This window comes from Paenibacillus amylolyticus (genome assembly GCF_036894225.1).
Taxonomy (GTDB): domain Bacteria; phylum Bacillota; class Bacilli; order Paenibacillales; family Paenibacillaceae; genus Paenibacillus; species Paenibacillus amylolyticus.
The window spans coordinates 2,346,515-2,363,610 of record NZ_CP145892.1 but is presented as its reverse complement, the minus strand read 5'-3'; the positions used below and the strand labels follow the sequence as shown (position 1 = coordinate 2,363,610).

The window sequence follows — 17,096 nt, the reverse complement described above, 5'->3', positions numbered from 1 at the left end:
ATTTAAAATATCGGATTTATCGGGTTAGGTGTTTTTGAGCGCAGTTGCTTCCACGTCGTTAATAAACCGGCGCAGTTTTGCAGCCACATCACGGGTGATTTCGCCGTTTTCATACAGTTGTTGCACTGTATTACGCTGTTCCTGAATCGCCACCATCTGCAACTCCAATTTCTCCTGATTAAACGGATCTTCCGTTTTACCCTGGTTCCAGGTGCGCAATTTGGCAATTACACGCTCATACTTGGCAATGACCGACAGTGCGACGACACGATTCCCATCATTCATATGGGCACGAATAGCCTTAATTGCTGCTTCAGAGGTGCGCAGCTTCACCTGACGGAACAGTTCTGCATTTTCAAGCATGAATGGTTGATTCGGCTTCTGGGACCGGTTGGTGAACAGATGTCCTAACACACGCCCGATCTCGCTGATCGAGGTCATGAACTGAGTGTTTGCGCGATTCGCCAGCATCATTTCCTTGCGATCCAGCCAGCTGTCACATTTGAAGGCCGCATCAGAAGCAATTGCATTTTCGTCTAACATTACTTCAACTTCTTTACGCTCCGCCCGGGTGGCAATCAGGTTAATAGCCGTTTCTTGTTTTTGAATATCTTTGCGTTTATCGGCGGTAAGCTGACCTGCGGCCTGTCTGATGTACTTGGACAAGTCGGAGACAACCGCGAGTGCCGCAGCTTTGTTCTCATCGTTCATTTCGGATTTGACAGCTCGTATTGCCGCATTCAGCATAATGTCATGTGCTTTTCGTTCTGACTTCTGCGGTGTTTCTTCTGTGGATTTCCCATCGTCCTTGGCCAGAACTGGAAGAAACACGCTCGCCGCAATCAGGGAAAAGAGGATAACTCCTGCCGCGAGGAAAATAATCAGATCCCGTTCAGGGAAAGGTGATCCATCCTGAAGCACATAAGGAATGGAGAACGCACCCGCCAATGTTACAGCCCCCCGCACCCCAGAGAGGGAAATGATCGTAATATCCTTGAATCTGGGCCGGCCAATAGAGGATTTGGTACGCAGCAATTCATTCCCTTGCCAGAACAGATAGATCCAGAGAAAACGTAGAACCAGCAGTAGCACCGAGATCAAGCCCACATATCCCAACACCTGCAGATTATTAAACGAAACATTTTCAAAGATGGTACTCAACACATCCGGTACCTGTACACCCAAAATAACAAACACCAGACCATTTAGTATAAATAAAATGACTGACCATGTGCTCGCAGATACCACCTGCATTTTCAACTGAACCGATTCAGCGCGGTCACGCTCAATGGCGTGGATAATACCGCCTGCCACTACCGCTAGAATACCTGATACCCCAATTTCTTCACTCACCAGATAGATGATAAATGGCGTCAGGATTTGCAGCAGCATGTGAATGGTCACATCTTCCATGCCCAGTCTACGGATCCATACCCCTAGCCTGATTAACAGAAAAGATAACAATGCCCCGACAAGAAGTCCGCCAATCGCAATCAGAATAAAACTGAAGGTTGCATTCGCCAGGGAAAATACACCTGTAACTGTGGCTGCAATTGCGAATTTGAAGGCCACGAGGCCAGATGCATCATTCATTAATGCTTCACCTTCAAGAAGCCTATGTATGCCTTTGGGCAAATGTACCCGGCCCGCCATGGCGCCAACGGCCACAGCATCTGTCGGGGACAGTATGGCTGCAAGAGCAAAAGCAGCAGGTAACGGAATCGAAGGAATCAGCCAGTGAATGGCATATCCCGCCACGACCACCGTCACGAATACAAGCCCTAGTGCAAGCAGAAGTATCGGTGCACGCAGATTCCATAATTCATTCCTTGGCGTTCGCTTACCATCGTTGTATAACAAAGGAGCGATGAACAGTACAAAGAACAATTCCGGATTCAACGGCAGGTGAACACCTGCGGGAAGCAAAGCTATAGCTACACCAAGCACGATTTGAATGAGCGGAATGGGAATAAAGGGTACAAACCGGTTTAAAATATTGGATAAACCAATCAGTACCAGTAACACAAGTACGGCAATAAATATTTCCATGATGACAATCCCTTTCCGCTATAGAAGTGGTGAAACCTTTGTTGTATAGGTTTATTTTAACATAATCCAACCTTTATTATAAAAATGTTGTCATATTCATATACCCATTCAACTGGCTTCAGACTAGTCTGAATGAAAGAATTCTGATGGATTCTGTATATAAGATGTTACAATATGCTCAGGACAATACCCGTTTGGAAAGGAACTTGCATCTATGGCATTTGGAATTAAACGACAAGAGCTTGCTGCGTGGAAAGAACAAGTGGCTCGGGGTGAGATTGCGTACCTCACTCATTTCTGGATTGACAACCGATTTCCCGCTATCACCAGTGTCACCAAAGTTGGCTGTGCAGATCTGGAACGTCTCGAACGTTGGTGCAACGATCATGGGTTGGACCCGCGATACATTCATCGGCGGCAGCCCTTTCCCCACTTTGACCTGATGGGCAGCAAGCAAAAAGAAATTTTGATCCAAGAAGGCATGACAGATCATGTGGTTCGCTTTCATTTGTAAACCAACTCAAAAACGCCAGTCTTCAAGGTTCATCCCCCCGCAATTAGGGACGAACTCATGAGGACTGACGTCTTCAAGGAATCAAGTCATATTATGGACTACCGGTGGATCTGCTCAAACGACTTCATGTTCTCCAGCAGTTTCAGTTCAATTTTCTTCAGCATGCCAAACATCTGCTGTTGCTCCTCTTCGGAAAGTGCTTGCAACAATTCCCACGTCATTCGGCCACGATTCGCATTAAGTGTCTTGGCAAGCTGCGCGCCTTCATCCGTTAAGGACAGCCACACAATTCTCCGGTCTTCTTCACTGCGCACCCGCTGGATCAACCCTTCCGTCTCCAGTTGATTCAGTACAATGGTGGTTGCGCCGGAAGTCAAACTGAGTTGTCTGGCCACATCAACCGCCATGCAACGTTTTTCACGTAAAATCATGCCCAATATATGACTTTTTGTCGGATTCAGTTTACAGTTGGTTTCGGTCTTCTGCTGCTGATCCAATACTTTGTTTTTATATCTGAAGAAGGCCTCCAACAATTGATCTACATTTGCCAATTGAGAGTTTCGCTCCGTATCCGGGCTCATAAACGTTCCTCCGCCTTTCATCATAACCTACCTTATATTGTAACATATTTACACTATGATGTTTGTGAAAAATGCGCTTGTATCCGACACCCTATCGTTGGCTGCAAGACTCTTGTTTTATTTTGGGTTTCGCCTATTGCATTATGGCAACGGGTTTGTTTATAATAACCTATATCTTTAAAGTTACTTTTAGTTACTTAATGATTTTAATAAATCTGTTGTTATAAAGTAAATAAAGCGTCACCATTATAATGCAAGGGACTTATGCACATGAATCAGAATACACAATCACAACTCAAAACGGACGTTTGCATCGTCGGCGCGGGACCTGGCGGTGCTTTGCTTTCTTATTTACTGAATCAAAAAGGAATCTCCACAATGCTCATTGAGCGGCAGCCCCACCTGCACAAGTCGTTTCGCGGGGAGTTGCTTAATGTGGATGGCGAAGCCATTTTGAATAAACACGCCCTCTATTCCCTCATTCAGGAACGAGGAGCGCTGCTCTTGGAACAGATTCAGTATTGGGAAAATGGGCAGATTATTCATACGGTATCACCAGGCAATGGAGAATCTCATGTTGGTATTCATGTACCCCAAGATCATCTCCTGGAAGCCATCGTGTCGCATGCTCAGCAGCACAATTCAAACGAACAAGTACTATTCAATACGATTATGACCGGTTTGTTACGAGACAAGAACGGCCAGGTCGTGGGTATTAACATTCGGCAGAAGGGTGTTCCTGCCTCCATTGAAGCATCTGTAATTGTGGGTGCTGATGGCAGATACTCTGCTGTACGCAAACATTCCGGTATGACCCCGGAGATTCGTAAGCATGGGTATGATCTGCTCTGGGCACGCATTCCGGCACCCGTAGGTTGGGAACCCGCTGTTCGAATGGCCAGCATGGATGGTCAACAGCTCGCACTGTTCTCACAGTTCGGCGGTTATGTTCAGATTGGATGGAACATTCCCGAGGGAGCATACTCCAAGCTGCGAGAGCAGCCGATTGCGCCTTTTGTAGATAAACTTGTATCTGCTTTTCCTTGCCTGTCTGATTCAGTAGCTGCCAACATTCAGAGCTGGAGTGATTTTGTTCTGTTATCTGTCGAAAGCAGCTATTGCCCGTCGTGGGCACAGGACAATGTTGTACTCATCGGTGATGCCGCTCATACCATGACCCCAACCGGTGCGTTTGGACTTAATGCCGCGCTCGAAGATGCGGATGTGCTCTCCGAATTACTTGTCCAAATGGCTGCAGATCAATTCAGTTCCACTGCACAACTTCAGGAACTTCAGACGATTCGCGGTGCAAAGGTACAGCAGCAACTTGCACGACAAGTGGAGATGGAATCCTCTTTCCAACAGCGGTATGAATCCTTTCTCTAAACCCAGTTAATACAGATAAAATGCCTATATGCCCAAACAGCCGATCACTTCCTCATAGAGAAGAATCGGCTGTTTGGTTTGTTGGTTTATCTTTTTTATGTAATTCCGTATCCTTCTTCATTTTCGTTTGCGTGGAGCAAACGTGTCTTCTCTGGGTGCTCCTTCTTGTACAGTATCAACGTCCTTCGGATAGGATGAGATGTTATCTTTTTCATATACTGCTTTCTCCAGATTGCTTAAGCGGCGTAATACTTGTTTGCTTTTACGAACGATATATACAATACCAATAATCAGCAGGATCAACATCAGAATGAATATAACCATCTCCGGATAAAAGACAAATGACATGAATCCACCTCCTTTGAAAACGATTTCTCTATATCATTCTAACCTTAATGATTCAAGATGTGAACCCGATTGGAAGTTTCGCTTGTGGAATAAGGACTAAACCACCTGACACAACGACAGGAACTCACCCTGCTGCAAAAGTAAAAAAGGTGGCATCCCTGCTCAGGATTACCACCTTGAACCTCGAATAAGATTCGAAGTCTGTGATTATTATTTTATCCTTCTCTGCCGTTCATGGCACTAACTCGAAGTTCCGTCAGAGGCAGAGACGTTTGCTCTGGATGACGTAGTCTCACTGTTCGGCTCTCACCGGGGAGCAGATCGAAATAATTGTCACTGAATCGGACACGCCCAAGGGGAAGCTCCAGCTTCACCAATCGTGCAATCCCACCACTGGCCGTAACCGTAACAGACTGCTCCTCCTCGTTCACATGTACGCTCAATTGCGACTCTGGCACCGTCACATCCTTAGGATCACGCAAGAAGTAACGATTACTCGGTGCCGCAAATCCTTCGGATACCAACTCAACCATTACTTCCTCCGCGCGTCTACCCTGTAACACCTCTACTTCAGTTAATTCAACAATACACCGTGAGGATTGGGATGTTACTTCAACAGCACGTGAGCTGGAGTAGATCTTCTCTCCATCAAATGCATAGACATTGAGTCGAAGCTCCCCTTTCAAGACGTCACGTGTATCGTTCACAACCCACAATGCAAGCGGCTCCCCCGGCTCATGCTCCAGTGACAACAGGACAGGATGAAAGAATATTTTCCCATAATAAAAGGATGCTTTCGGCAGCAGTTCATAATCAATCATGGACCAGCTTGTTCCTGGCCAACTATCGTTCAATTGCCATACAAGAGCTCCGCTGTTGCGGTGATTCATGCGTCGGAAATGTTCAATTCCATATCGCAGCCCTTCTGCTTGAGTAAGCATGGAGTAGTTCATATACTCTTCTATATCTTGCGGAATGCCTGTGTAACCCTCCATAAGCAGAATACCTTTCTGGTGATTGGTATCTTTGTTACGATAGGCCATCTCCGGACTGCCCCAGTAAAACTGCCCTGCGGGCATATTTTTCTCCAGTGTGTAACGATTTGCCGAGGCGTGCATACCAAATTCACTGCTGAACAGCGCATGATCCTTTTTATAATTTTTGAACGTTACACCTTCAATACTGTAGTCCAGCAGCGGCGGCTCTCCATGCTTCCTTGGATAGACCGAACCATGCCATACCTGCCAATTGTGGCGATCCCCCACATCCGGGTCATTCGCATCCTGACCGTTGCTGTCGCCGAACGGCGAAGAAGGCCAGTACGGACGAGACAGATCCAAGCGCTCCAGCACTTCAGGGATTAGCTCATGATATATCTGTTCGCCGTAGAACGGACTGGTAATATCTCCACTTGCAGACTTCATATCATAGAGCCAATCTATTTCATTATTCCCACACCAGAGGGCAAGCGAGGCACGGTTACGCAGACGTAAGACATTGTTTTCTACCTCTTGCCGTACATTATCCATGAAATCACGATTGAAATCCGGGAACAGTGCATTCGCGAATGCAAAATCCTGCCACACCAACACCCCTTGCCGATCACACTCATCGTAGAAGACATCCTTCTCATATATACCACCAGCCCAGACACGCAGCATGTTCATATGCCCTTCCACCGACAGCTCGACAAGCTCACGATACCGAGAGTTTGGGATGGCGCCAATCAGATGATCAGCCGGGATCCAGTTGGCACCCTTGGCATATACTTTGACTCCGTTCAGAATAAAAGTAAATGCATCTTCACCCCGTTCATTGTGAAGAGCCAGCTCAATCGTTCGTAACCCATAAGGCTCGCTATAACGATCCACTTCAACGCCATTTGCGAATAATGTAACCTCCAGCATATACAGATAAGGTTCACCCAGATCATGAGTCCACCATAACTGAGGTGACGTAACGTTTAATGTGGTATCTGCTATACCACCCTCTACGGGTAGTTCAGTGACACCTGCCACCTCGTGTCCACTGCGATCCAACAGACGAACATTACAGGTCGCAACCACAGCCTGCTCACGTTTCTGTCTGCTACGGTAAGACAAGACCGACTTCACATCCGCTGTGACATGTAAGACTGCCAACTCTGAACTGACTGATTCCGTACGAGCATACACATTTTCCAGCTTGGCGATTGTTCGTTTTTCCAGCCTTACCGCACCCCAGATCCCCACCGTAACCATGCGTGGACCCCAGTCCCAGCCAAAATTCATCGCTGCTTTTCGCAACCATGGCCGTTCCTTCGTATACGAGGACCAGTCAAAGGTTTCTTTGTCCCGGTGATGCAGGTGAAGCGGATCAAACTTGACAGCAATCGCATTCCAGCCGCTGCATACCAGAGACGTTACATTAAACGTATGTGACATAAGCATATTGGCCGTTTTCCCGACCTCATGGCCGTTGACATATATCGTTGCAAACGTATCCAATCCTTCGAACACTAATTCAAAGTGCTCCTCTGTCTCTGCATCGCTCACCAGATTGAAGGTTGTGCGGTACCACCATTCCTTTTGCTCAATCCAGCGACTTTTGGCATCATTATGTCCGTAATAGGGCGGATCAATGATACTGCGCTCAACCAGTGCAGCATGTACATCGCCAGGCACTTCAGCCCCGATCCAGAAACGGTCATCCAGCGCAGCTGCTGCCACATCCATTGCCCGCTTCTCTCCAACTTCAAAATGTTGTATCTTCCATTGTCCCGATAAATCCTGACTTGAACTATAGGTCTTCATCCGTATGCCCTCACTCTCCAATAACCCTGAGTAATACCATATCGAAAACGTTTGCAATAAGGCAAGACATGTTTCCTAATCTGCTCATTTCTAACTTCCCGAAGGCTTGAACGACAACGCCTCTTCGCGATATTCACTCGGGGTCTTGCCGGTATGTTTTTTGAACAGTCTGCTAAAATATTTCACGTCCTCGTAGCCGCTGATTGCAGCGACTTCACTAACCTTCGCTGGAGACACCGCGAGCATATCCATCGCTCTTCGTATACGCATATCGGTGACAAAATCTCCGAAGGTCACACCCATTTCTTTTTTAAACAGTTCACTGAGGTGACCCGGATGTAAATGAACATGTCCAGCTACCTGCTGCAGATTAATATCCTGCGCCAATGATGATTCAATATAACCGATAGCCTTCTGCACATGGGTAGCCTGTCCCTGACCCATTCGGCTATGATAGACATGCATCAGACCATACAGATGATGGAACAACATATCCCCGAGCTCCGCAGCTTCGGCATCTGGTTCCGGCAACCAGGGCTCGAGCCTTGCGGGTTCTTCACGCCCTGTGGCTCGCATTGTGCGAGTCAGCCAGCGATGACCTGCAATGACGGCCGAGTGCAGACAAGCATTGAACGATTCTGGTGTGACCTCCGGTTCTGTAATCAGATTAGCCACAAGTTCCCGCGTCCATGTCGTTAACGTGACTGAATCATTATCCAGCAATATTGTACCAAGTCTGGTCTCCGCTTCGTGCGTAAGTACAGTTTTACCACCTTGGCGATCCTGAACGTGCTCATAATGCCATACTTTATAATCCATCAAACCCCGATATCGGAAGGCAGCTGAAGCAGTTCTATAGCTTTCGTGCAGATCTGCATATCCACGCATAGGCAGACCTACCGCTGCTCGCAGGGTGCACTTCAGTAATTGCTCCACCCGACGTAATGCACTCTCCAGCCTGAACGTAGTTTCATGTTCTACAGGCGGCCATGAAACTACACAGATAATTTGCTGTTTCTCTACATGAGCAATGGCACCAGGTAACATATCCTCCAGGGTATTCTGCACCGCAAATCGTAATAGCGCATCCGAGGATCGATCCCAACCCTCTGCTCGAAGAATAATGACTTGTCTGAGAATCTGTTCATCATCAAGGCCAACAACCCCTGCCTCTTTTCCAGCATCAGATCGCAAGAATGAAGGAAAATGGCCCGAAGCGGTGTCACCATCAATGATCCACCCGGCAAATAACCGCTCTCGATTCTCCCGCATAAGCTGGCCCTCTCTGGACTTCTCTGCCCAACGTTCCGTGATTCGCTGTTTGGCCTGTAATACGGTTTTGATGATCTCTTCCGGCTTGCTTGTTTTGAGCAGATAATCTGTAACACCTTGGCGAATCGCCTGTTGGGCATAAGAAAAGTCATCGTATCCGGACAAAATAATGACCTCCAGCTCAGGTAACAATTTCAGACCCTCTTCTGCCAGTTCCAGCCCTGATCTGCCTGTCATCCGAATATCCGTCATCAGGATATGTGGACGTTCCTCAGCCAAACGTGTTAACGCCTCCTCTGCCGAGGCAGCAGGTTGAAGAAGTTCAATTCCGAGTTCATGCCACGCGATAACGCTGGCAAGCCCTGTACGGATAATCACTTCATCATCAACAATTAATAGTCTCATGACGAACCCTCCAAGATTGGAATGGAAAACGAAATCCGGGTACCTCCCCCAACCCTGCTGTCTACTTCAAGCTGTGCATCCGCTCCATAATGGAGCAGCAGTCTCTCATTTACATTGCAGAGCCCATAACCGCCTTGGTTTAGCTGTTTTTCCGGCTGTTTTCCCTTCCATTCCCTAATGCTTATCCTTAATTGTTCCAGCATGTCCTGCTCCATGCCGACACCATCATCCAGCACCAGCACATTCATCTGTTCATTATCCGGGTCCTTGCGAATCATTATAGTGATGGTACCCACGCCTGCTTTGGGCTGAATGCCATGAATCATGGCGTTCTCAACAAGCGGTTGCAGCAATAACTTCAGCATCATTCGCTTCTCAAGCGCTGGATCTACGATATAATGCAACACAAATTGATCAGGGAAACGAATCGACTGCACACGCACATAATGGCGAATATGAGCAATCTCCTGTTCCACAGGGCAGTAATCCTGACCATTGTTCAAGCTGATACGTAGAAAATCACTTAGGCCCTCAACCATATCCGCAATCCGCTTCTCTTCAGACATCAAGGCAATCCAATGAATTGAAGAGAGCGTGTTATATAGGAAGTGCGGATTAATCTGCGCCTGAAGCACCCGAAGATCCGCTTCTTTTTTGCGAGCTTCACCTCGAATAACCTCTTCCTTTAATAACTGAATATGTGCACCGAGCAGATTGTAACTCTCCCCAAGCCTGCCAATCTCGTCATCACTTTCAGATCGAAACAGAGGAAGCGGGCGTTCCGGATCAATTCGGGACAGATGCCGGGTAAGCACACGAAGCGGCCTCGTCACACGCCGCACCGTAAACCAGACCAAGCCAGCACTGATCACAGCAGACATGGCAACGGCGCAGCCGGTTAGAATAAGAATGTACCGATTCTCGGACTTGTACTGGTCGTATGGGACTGTTCCAACCAACGTCCACCCCGTCAATTCTTCCGGATAATAGAGCAACGTCCGTTTATCGTCACCACTGCCATACGTGGTGGTTCCGCTACCGCCATCCTGAATTAACGTCGAAATCCCTGGTTCGACACCTTCCAGCTTAAGTCCAAGCCGAGATTTGTCCATCGAAGACAGAATCTCTCCAGAACTGCCGATGAGCTCCAGTCTGCCTTGCCCTCTGCCTAATCCCAGAGCCGCCCATCCCTTGGATATGGCCTTCTCATCCAGACTAATGGCTAACCAGCCGATGGGTCGATAATCATGGATACTACGGATTGGCCGAACCAATGTGATCACATTTTGAATACCCGCGTAATTCTGCACCGGGTATACCCCCGTCCATTTTTTCACTGCTTCACCGCTCGGCACTGGTGGATAAGATAAGCTTGAATTATTGGATTCATACCAGGTAGCCGTAGACAATGTGGCATCGAATCGGCTTGGATATATGGCGATGTTCGCAATATATTTCTTGGAAGCAGCCAGATTGGTCATCCTGCCCAGGATATCCACCCGGTCCAGCTCATGATCTTCATTGTGGCTAAGATACTGCTGGATGTCCCGTTCTCCAATCAGAAAAATCGATAGGTTCTCGGCATCTTGTAACATATAACGAAGATTCGCTTCCACCTGTTTCAGCGTATCCATGCCGGACAGCTTTGTTTTTTGCTCTGTAATGCGGGAAGAGATCAGAAAGGCGAACAGACCCAACGCCAGCAATGGCACAATCATTGAAGCCGTCACGACGACCGATAGCTTCCTTTGTAACGAAGATGTGAGCCAGCGTGCCAAACGTTTCTCCTCCTCTGGATGCGCTTTCGCTTATCCTTTGACAGCTCCTGCTGTCATGCCTTTCATAACTTGTTCCTGGAATATGAGATACAAGATAATGGTTGGAATGACCGATAGGGTCATGGCAGCAAGCGTTAATCCGTAATCGGTTTGATACCCATCCGCAAAGTTCGCAATGGCCAGCGGTAACGTTTTCAATCCGGTTTTGTTGATGAATACAAGCGCAAATGAAAAGTCATTCCACGCATGCAGGAAACTCAGGATCGTAACCGTTGACAACGCAGGTACAGACATGGGTAACATGATCCGGGTAAACAGCCCCCAAAGTCCTGTTCCATCAATAAAAGCTGCCTCTTCAATATCACGTGGAACACTTGTCAGATAAGCCGTAAGCACAAAAATAGCCGTAGGCAATGCAAAAGCCGTATAAGGTAATATTAAGGCCCAGTACGTATTTAGCAAGGACATCTGTTTCATTAAAATAAATAAGGGGACAAGTGTACTATGGATCGGAATGAGCATACCAACAACAAAGAAGGTCATGATCAACCCTTTCCAGCGAAACTGGAAACGAGCCAGGATGAATGAAGCCAGCGCTGCAATAAACAGCGTCAGAATAAGTGATCCCACCGATACAATTAGTGAATTGCCAAAAGCGGTTCCCAGCCTGGAGCTTTCCCATGCATTGCTGAAATTGGCAACATTCCAGTTTTCCGGCAGACCAAAGGGCCTGCTATAGAAATCTTCATTTGTTTTGAATGCACTAATCACGAGCCAGTAGAACGGATACAATGTTAAAATACCATAGACCGTTAGCAGCGTCCAAACAATTCCGCTACGTAGACGGCGAATCGGATGGCCCGAGCTGCTTTGTGGTGATGGCATGGATACAGGTGTCACGCGCATGATAACTCCTCCTCTCTATTGATTCTCTTTTCGTTTGCGACTAGTTAGCCACTGGCTTGTTCCGATCAGCAGCAGAGAGATCAGTACGATGGTTGTGGAGATCGCACTACCAAAACCATATCGGTATGTTGTAAAGGTTGAATTGTACATATACGTTGCAAGCAGTTCCGTCGCATGTGCCGGACCACCCTTGGTCATGATGTAGACCAGATCAAATGATTTCAGACTACCCGAAATACATAGAATGATCGCTACCTGAACCGTACCCCAGATTATGGGCAAAGAGACCGATACCAGTTTCCGGATTCCTGAAGCACCGTCTATTTTGGCAGCATCATGAATCTCGCCTGGAATATTCTGTAGTGCCGAGATAAAGATAATCAGATACAACCCGACAAAGCTCCAGAGCAGCGGCGGTACCAATGAGAAAATGGCAATCTTGTCATCGGAAAGCCATTGCAGCTTCCAACTTTCCAGCCCCAGAGCGTCCAGCAGAAAGTTCAATATCCCGATCTGCGGATGATAGATATACTGCCAGATCATACCGATAACGACAGTGGATAACACCATCGGCAGAAATACGGCTGAGCGCAGAAACCGCTGTAATGGATTGCTTTTGTGTAATATGACCGCCAACATCAACGCTAACGGAATTTGTCCAAACACCGATGCCAATACAAAAATAACGTTATTTTTCAGTGCCCGCCAAAATACAGGATCATGCCAGATCTCCACGTAATTATCCATACCAATATATTTGGATGCGCCGATGCCGGACCAGTTGAAGAAACCGTAGTATGCCGACCACACGACCGGTACAAATACAAACAATGCATAAATGATGACTGCCGGGGCCAGCCCCAGCATAATAAAACGCCGACTGCGCAGTGCGTTCATCTGTTCACTTCCCTTCGATAAATGCCTTTACCAACTTGCAACTGACTATTCCATTCATACTTAAAACCCCTCCCCTGCCGGGAAGGGGTTTTAACGAATGGTTACTGACTAACTGCATTGGCTTGAGCCGCCTGAATTTTGGCTGCAATGTCTTCAGCCTTGCCGCCCATTAGCAACTCTTGCAATGCATTATTAATAACCTCAACCGTTGCCGATCCCAGCTTGGAATCGTATACTGGCGTGATCTTCACTTCTTGCATCAGATCATATAATTCTACGAACAATGGATGTGCTTTGGTTTTGTCCAGATCAATCTTGTAACTCACCAATGTGCTGCTATCCAATGTGGCCTTCTGACCATCAGGTCCTGCCAGCGCATAGAACAGCTCCATCGCTGCCTCTTTTTGCGGACCGCTCAGCTTTTTACTTACACCCAACCCGGTTCCTACTACACCGGATGTTGTTCTTGGTTCACCCTGACCTCCGTCCACTGGAGGAAGAATCGTAATATGTGTGTTGTTCAACACCTCTTCAGGTGCATTGTTCACCAGATTTGCCAAGGCCCATCCGCCGTTCATGACCATCGCTGCCTTACCTTGGAAATAAAGCTGCATCATCTGTGTCTCATCGATACTGTTGAATCCATCTTGGAATGCTTTGGTGTTGCCAAGCTCCTGCATCTTGTTCAAGGCTTCAATAAATTGTGGATCGGTAAAGCTAGCACCCTCTTGTGCTGCCGCTTTCAGGAACCAGTCTGTGCCGGTAATCCGATCAGCCAGTGTACTGAATATCGTTGATTGAGCTACCCAGTTGGCCTTGTTGCCAAGTGCCATGGGAATGACTTTATTTTGATTAAAAGTAGCAATCGCTTGTTCCAGTTCCGCCCATGTCTCAGGTACTTTTACGTTGTACTGTTTGAAAAGGGCTTCATTGTAATAAATGAAGGAACTTGGCGCCAGATTCATCGGCACGGAGTAGATATTCCCGTCCACAGTGTATCCATCCAGTGCATTCGGGATAAAGTTGTCTTTCCACTCCGGCTTTGCGTCCAGCTCTGCATTAATGGGCTGTAACAGATCCCCTTTGACAAATTCCTTAGTCATGGCATCTGGCCACATCACGAACAGGTCTGGCATCTCATTGGCAGCTGCCACCGTACGAAGCCGGGTTTTGAGACCATCTGTTGGCAGGCCTTCATCCACAACTTCGATATCTGGATGCGCCGCGCGAAAATCTTCAATTATTTTGCGCATCGCAACCGCCTTTGCGTCCTGTCCGGTCCAGTTGTGCCAGAGTGTGACGGTTACTTTGTCGTTGCCGCTACCTCCTTCTGAAGTGTCCCCGCCAGCACAGCCAGCCAGAATAATGGAGAACAATGTTATTGCCAGGAAACCTGAAAGCCATTTTTTCAACATCTCTATAATCCCCCTCGGCGATTTGAATACACTTATTGTAAATGGTAACGCTATCATACCGTAAGGTGACGATCCACGGATGCAGGGGTGAAAAATATCGGTTCCCCTGTTTGGAATTTACTTTGCTGACTTATTGTTCATAACATATAAAAAGAGCCCTCACAATGAGAGCTCTTTCTTGTTGCAGCCGTCGGTAGCTTCACCCCAGGCTATATATATAATGAATAATTGCTAAAACGTATTAAATATGGATTGCGTATTATTGGATACTGTTCTTCACCAGTTCTGCAAAAGCTTCGGACCCTTGCGTAGTGAGATGTACGCCATCTTTTTCAAAATATTCGTCATGTCCCTCACTTGCACTGTTCCAGTCAATTAACGAGACATTGCTGTATTTGGATGCTGCCTCATTCAACGCCCTGTTCACCGTTCGTTCCCACGGACGAGGTACGCGCACAGTAACCAGATATACCTGATCCTCATCCTTCAGATAATCAAGCACAGCATTCAAGTTTTTGGAGTTAAAGGAACCATTCGTCCCGAGCTCCAGCACCACTTTGCTGCCCATTTGGTTGTTTTGCTTCAGACCTTCCAATACATCGCCTGCCTGCCACATCTGACGACCGACATGTCCGTCCACATACACTCCTGATATACTTTGCTCCAGATACGGTTTTGCATCCAAAATCACCGAATCTCCAATGACGGTATAATGAACCTTGCCATCCTGAGCAGGAGGAGCCGTTTCTTCATTGTCCTGAGATAAATCAGGTGCATCATCCGTATGATCCGTATTATCGGATTGATTCGATCCGGCGTCATCCGGTGTATCATTCTCGTTCGTCACGGAGTCATCAGCCGGCTTATCTTCAGACTGACCGTCCTTGCCAGCATTCACTGAATTGTCTTGGTCGTCAGGTTTTGAGTCTGGAGCAGGCTCTCCTGTTGGCTTCTCATTTTTCCCCGGATCATCTTTCGTTCCTGCTTCCGGTTTATGGGTATGAGCATCGTTCTTTTGGCCAGAGCCTGACGTTCCTGTAATAGCTGGCAACACATCCTGTCCCTGTTCCTCCGCTACGGAATTCTCTCCATTTAATGTGTTGGACATCGATACCGAATGGGAGTCGGAGTTCGCTGCATGTGAGACCATCATCTGAGATACCGTATAGGACAACAGCAGAATCGTCATCAACAGACCTGCCCGCTTCCACCATACGTTACGTATACCGATCGATGACCGCCCTCTTCCCCATAATCGGGACCAAGAATCACGGAATCCATTGTACCGAATCGGATTTTCAATATATTTAAGGGACAATGAGGCCAGTACAACCGTTACAGCAACCTGTAAAATGATTCGTACAGGATGTGCTCCTCCCGTATCCACCGCGGGATTGGTTAACATAATGACAGGATAATGCCACAGATATAATCCGTAGGATCGCTCTCCGATCCAGCGTAATGGCTTCGCGCCAATGATACGTGCCAGTAAAGACGATGGGTGAGCCAACACCGCTACCAGCAACGTTGTTGCGATAGCCTGAAGCACCATGCCCCCTTGATACAGAAACGGATCGTATTCACTGCTGTTCAGCATCATGTAGATTAACAAAGCGAGCGCAGCAAGTCCCGACACATCGAGCACAAGCCGGATCATGCCAGACAGAGAGTTCGATAGCTTGCGACTAGGCCATACCACGGCAAGCGCAGCACCAGCAAGCAGTGCAAATGCCCGCGTGTCTGTTCCATAATATACACGGCTCGGGTCCAAATCCGGATTATACATGATGGCCATTGCGCCAGCAGATAATTCAGCTGCGACGACAATGAAAACGACCAGCCATCCCTTTCTTTTGAACACTACGATTGCTGCGATCAGTAGAAGAGGCCATATAAGATAAAATTGCTCTTCCACAGCCAGTGACCAGAAATGTCCAAACGGTGATGGAGGGCCAAAACTTTCGAAATAGGAAACGTTGTGAAAGATATACCACCAATTGCTTATGTATAATACACCCGAAACGATATCACCACGAAGTGCAGCAAGCCGGGATGGATCTGTACAAGCCAACCAGATCATCACCACAGCTGTCATGGTCAGCATGCCTGGAAGCAAACGCCTTACCCGTCTTACCCAGAAATCACCGAGTGAAATGCGTCCATGTTCCTGCCACTGTGACACGAGAATATCTGTAATTAAATATCCCGAGAGAACAAAAAATATACCTACACCGAGCAGTCCGCCCGGAATAAAATCCAAATTCAGATGATACGCGATTACCGCAAGTACAGCGATGGCTCGCAAGCCGTCAAGTCCGTTCATATGTCTCTTACGATTTAACGATTGTGACATGCATGCCCCTCCTTGTTACTGTGAGTCAACAACATCGGTGTTGGGGGCATAAAGGAACTCCTGATCGTTCTGGTTGTCATTAACATACGTATTGCACCTTCCATCTTTCATTTACAACATAAGAAAAGCTTCTGTTCGAAGCACGATCCGATGATGCGACATTCTGTGTGAATTCTATAATCTTAAAGAAGACGAGTTGCCTGTCCATTAAGTTTAATTATTAAAATATTCTTTATATTCATTCGTGAGTTCACGTTTAGCATTATACGCCCGAAATAAGCCTCATACTTTACAGGAATAGTTACAAACGATTAAACCGATGTAACCTTTCCTGCCAGCTCATATAGCTGTAAAATCATACTCTAATTTTGTCGTTAAATATAGTACTTTTCATCGAGTG

At 47.1% G+C, this 17,096-nt stretch carries 12 protein-coding genes; 2 read left to right on the top strand and 10 right to left on the bottom strand.

Annotation, left to right across the window (positions count from 1 at the left end; all coding sequences use genetic code 11):
• Window positions 1-24 precede the first annotated feature (24 nt).
• Complete coding sequence (locus V6668_RS10720; RefSeq protein WP_036609574.1) at window positions 25-2,049, bottom strand: Na+/H+ antiporter; 2,025 nt, start codon at window positions 2,047-2,049, stop codon at window positions 25-27.
• Between the two features lie 214 nt (window positions 2,050-2,263).
• On the opposite strand from V6668_RS10720, the gene V6668_RS10715 reads away from it, so the two are divergent.
• Window positions 2,264-2,563 carry a hypothetical protein gene (locus V6668_RS10715; RefSeq protein WP_338708372.1) on the top strand — a complete coding sequence of 100 codons (300 nt, stop codon included), beginning with the start codon at window positions 2,264-2,266 and terminating at the stop codon, window positions 2,561-2,563.
• Window positions 2,564-2,661: 98 nt separating this feature from the next.
• Here the strand turns inward: V6668_RS10715 and V6668_RS10710 are convergent, their stop codons facing one another.
• Complete coding sequence (locus tag V6668_RS10710) at window positions 2,662-3,168, bottom strand: MarR family transcriptional regulator (protein WP_338708371.1); 507 nt, start codon at window positions 3,166-3,168, stop codon at window positions 2,662-2,664.
• A gap of 246 nt (window positions 3,169-3,414) precedes the next feature.
• Between V6668_RS10710 and V6668_RS10705 the strand changes: the two genes are divergently transcribed.
• The gene (locus V6668_RS10705) at window positions 3,415-4,530 is read left to right on the top strand and encodes an FAD-dependent monooxygenase (protein WP_338708370.1); all 1,116 of its coding nucleotides are present in this window, start codon (window positions 3,415-3,417) and stop codon (window positions 4,528-4,530) included.
• A 117-nt stretch (window positions 4,531-4,647) separates the two neighbouring features.
• On the opposite strand, the gene V6668_RS10700 is transcribed toward V6668_RS10705, so the two are convergent.
• The 8 genes from V6668_RS10700 to V6668_RS10665 all read right to left on the bottom strand — a co-directional run bounded on the left by V6668_RS10700 (window position 4,648) and on the right by V6668_RS10665 (window position 16,696).
• Window positions 4,648-4,878 carry a hypothetical protein gene (locus tag V6668_RS10700; protein WP_076208990.1) on the bottom strand — a complete coding sequence of 77 codons (231 nt, stop codon included), beginning with the start codon at window positions 4,876-4,878 and terminating at the stop codon, window positions 4,648-4,650.
• Between the two features lie 215 nt (window positions 4,879-5,093).
• On the bottom strand, window positions 5,094-7,670 hold the full coding sequence (locus V6668_RS10695) for a beta-mannosidase (RefSeq protein ID WP_338708369.1): 2,577 nt from the start codon (window positions 7,668-7,670) through the stop codon (window positions 5,094-5,096).
• A gap of 90 nt (window positions 7,671-7,760) precedes the next feature.
• Window positions 7,761-9,347: a helix-turn-helix domain-containing protein gene (locus V6668_RS10690; protein WP_036670193.1), complete on the bottom strand. Its 1,587-nt coding sequence runs from the start codon at window positions 9,345-9,347 to the stop codon at window positions 7,761-7,763.
• A complete protein-coding gene (locus V6668_RS10685) occupies window positions 9,344-11,125 on the bottom strand; it encodes a cache domain-containing sensor histidine kinase (RefSeq protein WP_036670192.1) in 1,782 nt (593 codons plus the stop codon). Before V6668_RS10685 ends, V6668_RS10690 begins: the two co-directional genes overlap by 4 nt.
• 30 nt (window positions 11,126-11,155) lie before the next feature.
• Window positions 11,156-12,010 (bottom strand): carbohydrate ABC transporter permease, encoded by an 855-nt coding sequence (locus V6668_RS10680; RefSeq protein WP_235193817.1) that lies wholly within the window; start codon window positions 12,008-12,010, stop codon window positions 11,156-11,158.
• Between the two features lie 36 nt (window positions 12,011-12,046).
• Window positions 12,047-12,928: a carbohydrate ABC transporter permease gene (locus V6668_RS10675; RefSeq protein ID WP_036609591.1), complete on the bottom strand. Its 882-nt coding sequence runs from the start codon at window positions 12,926-12,928 to the stop codon at window positions 12,047-12,049.
• A 101-nt stretch (window positions 12,929-13,029) separates the two neighbouring features.
• Window positions 13,030-14,343 (bottom strand): extracellular solute-binding protein, encoded by a 1,314-nt coding sequence (locus V6668_RS10670; protein WP_338708368.1) that lies wholly within the window; start codon window positions 14,341-14,343, stop codon window positions 13,030-13,032.
• A gap of 259 nt (window positions 14,344-14,602) precedes the next feature.
• Window positions 14,603-16,696: an acyltransferase family protein gene (locus V6668_RS10665; protein ID WP_338708367.1), complete on the bottom strand. Its 2,094-nt coding sequence runs from the start codon at window positions 16,694-16,696 to the stop codon at window positions 14,603-14,605.
• Between the last annotated feature and the right edge of the window lie 400 nt (window positions 16,697-17,096).

Excerpts from the sequence above, each read along its gene's own strand:
- V6668_RS10720 (WP_036609574.1), bottom strand. The coding sequence starts at position 2,049 with ATGGAAATATTTATTGCCGTACTTGTGTTACTGGTACTGATTGGTTTA.
- V6668_RS10715 (WP_338708372.1), top strand. The coding sequence starts at position 2,264 with ATGGCATTTGGAATTAAACGACAAGAGCTTGCTGCGTGGAAAGAACAA.
- V6668_RS10710 (WP_338708371.1), bottom strand. The coding sequence starts at position 3,168 with ATGATGAAAGGCGGAGGAACGTTTATGAGCCCGGATACGGAGCGAAAC.
- V6668_RS10705 (WP_338708370.1), top strand. The coding sequence starts at position 3,415 with ATGAATCAGAATACACAATCACAACTCAAAACGGACGTTTGCATCGTC.
- V6668_RS10700 (WP_076208990.1), bottom strand. The coding sequence starts at position 4,878 with ATGTCATTTGTCTTTTATCCGGAGATGGTTATATTCATTCTGATGTTG.
- V6668_RS10695 (WP_338708369.1), bottom strand. The coding sequence starts at position 7,670 with ATGAAGACCTATAGTTCAAGTCAGGATTTATCGGGACAATGGAAGATA.
- V6668_RS10690 (WP_036670193.1), bottom strand. The coding sequence starts at position 9,347 with ATGAGACTATTAATTGTTGATGATGAAGTGATTATCCGTACAGGGCTT.
- V6668_RS10680 (WP_235193817.1), bottom strand. The coding sequence starts at position 12,010 with ATGCCATCACCACAAAGCAGCTCGGGCCATCCGATTCGCCGTCTACGT.
- V6668_RS10675 (WP_036609591.1), bottom strand. The coding sequence starts at position 12,928 with ATGAACGCACTGCGCAGTCGGCGTTTTATTATGCTGGGGCTGGCCCCG.
- V6668_RS10670 (WP_338708368.1), bottom strand. The coding sequence starts at position 14,343 with ATGTTGAAAAAATGGCTTTCAGGTTTCCTGGCAATAACATTGTTCTCC.
- V6668_RS10665 (WP_338708367.1), bottom strand. The coding sequence starts at position 16,696 with ATGTCACAATCGTTAAATCGTAAGAGACATATGAACGGACTTGACGGC.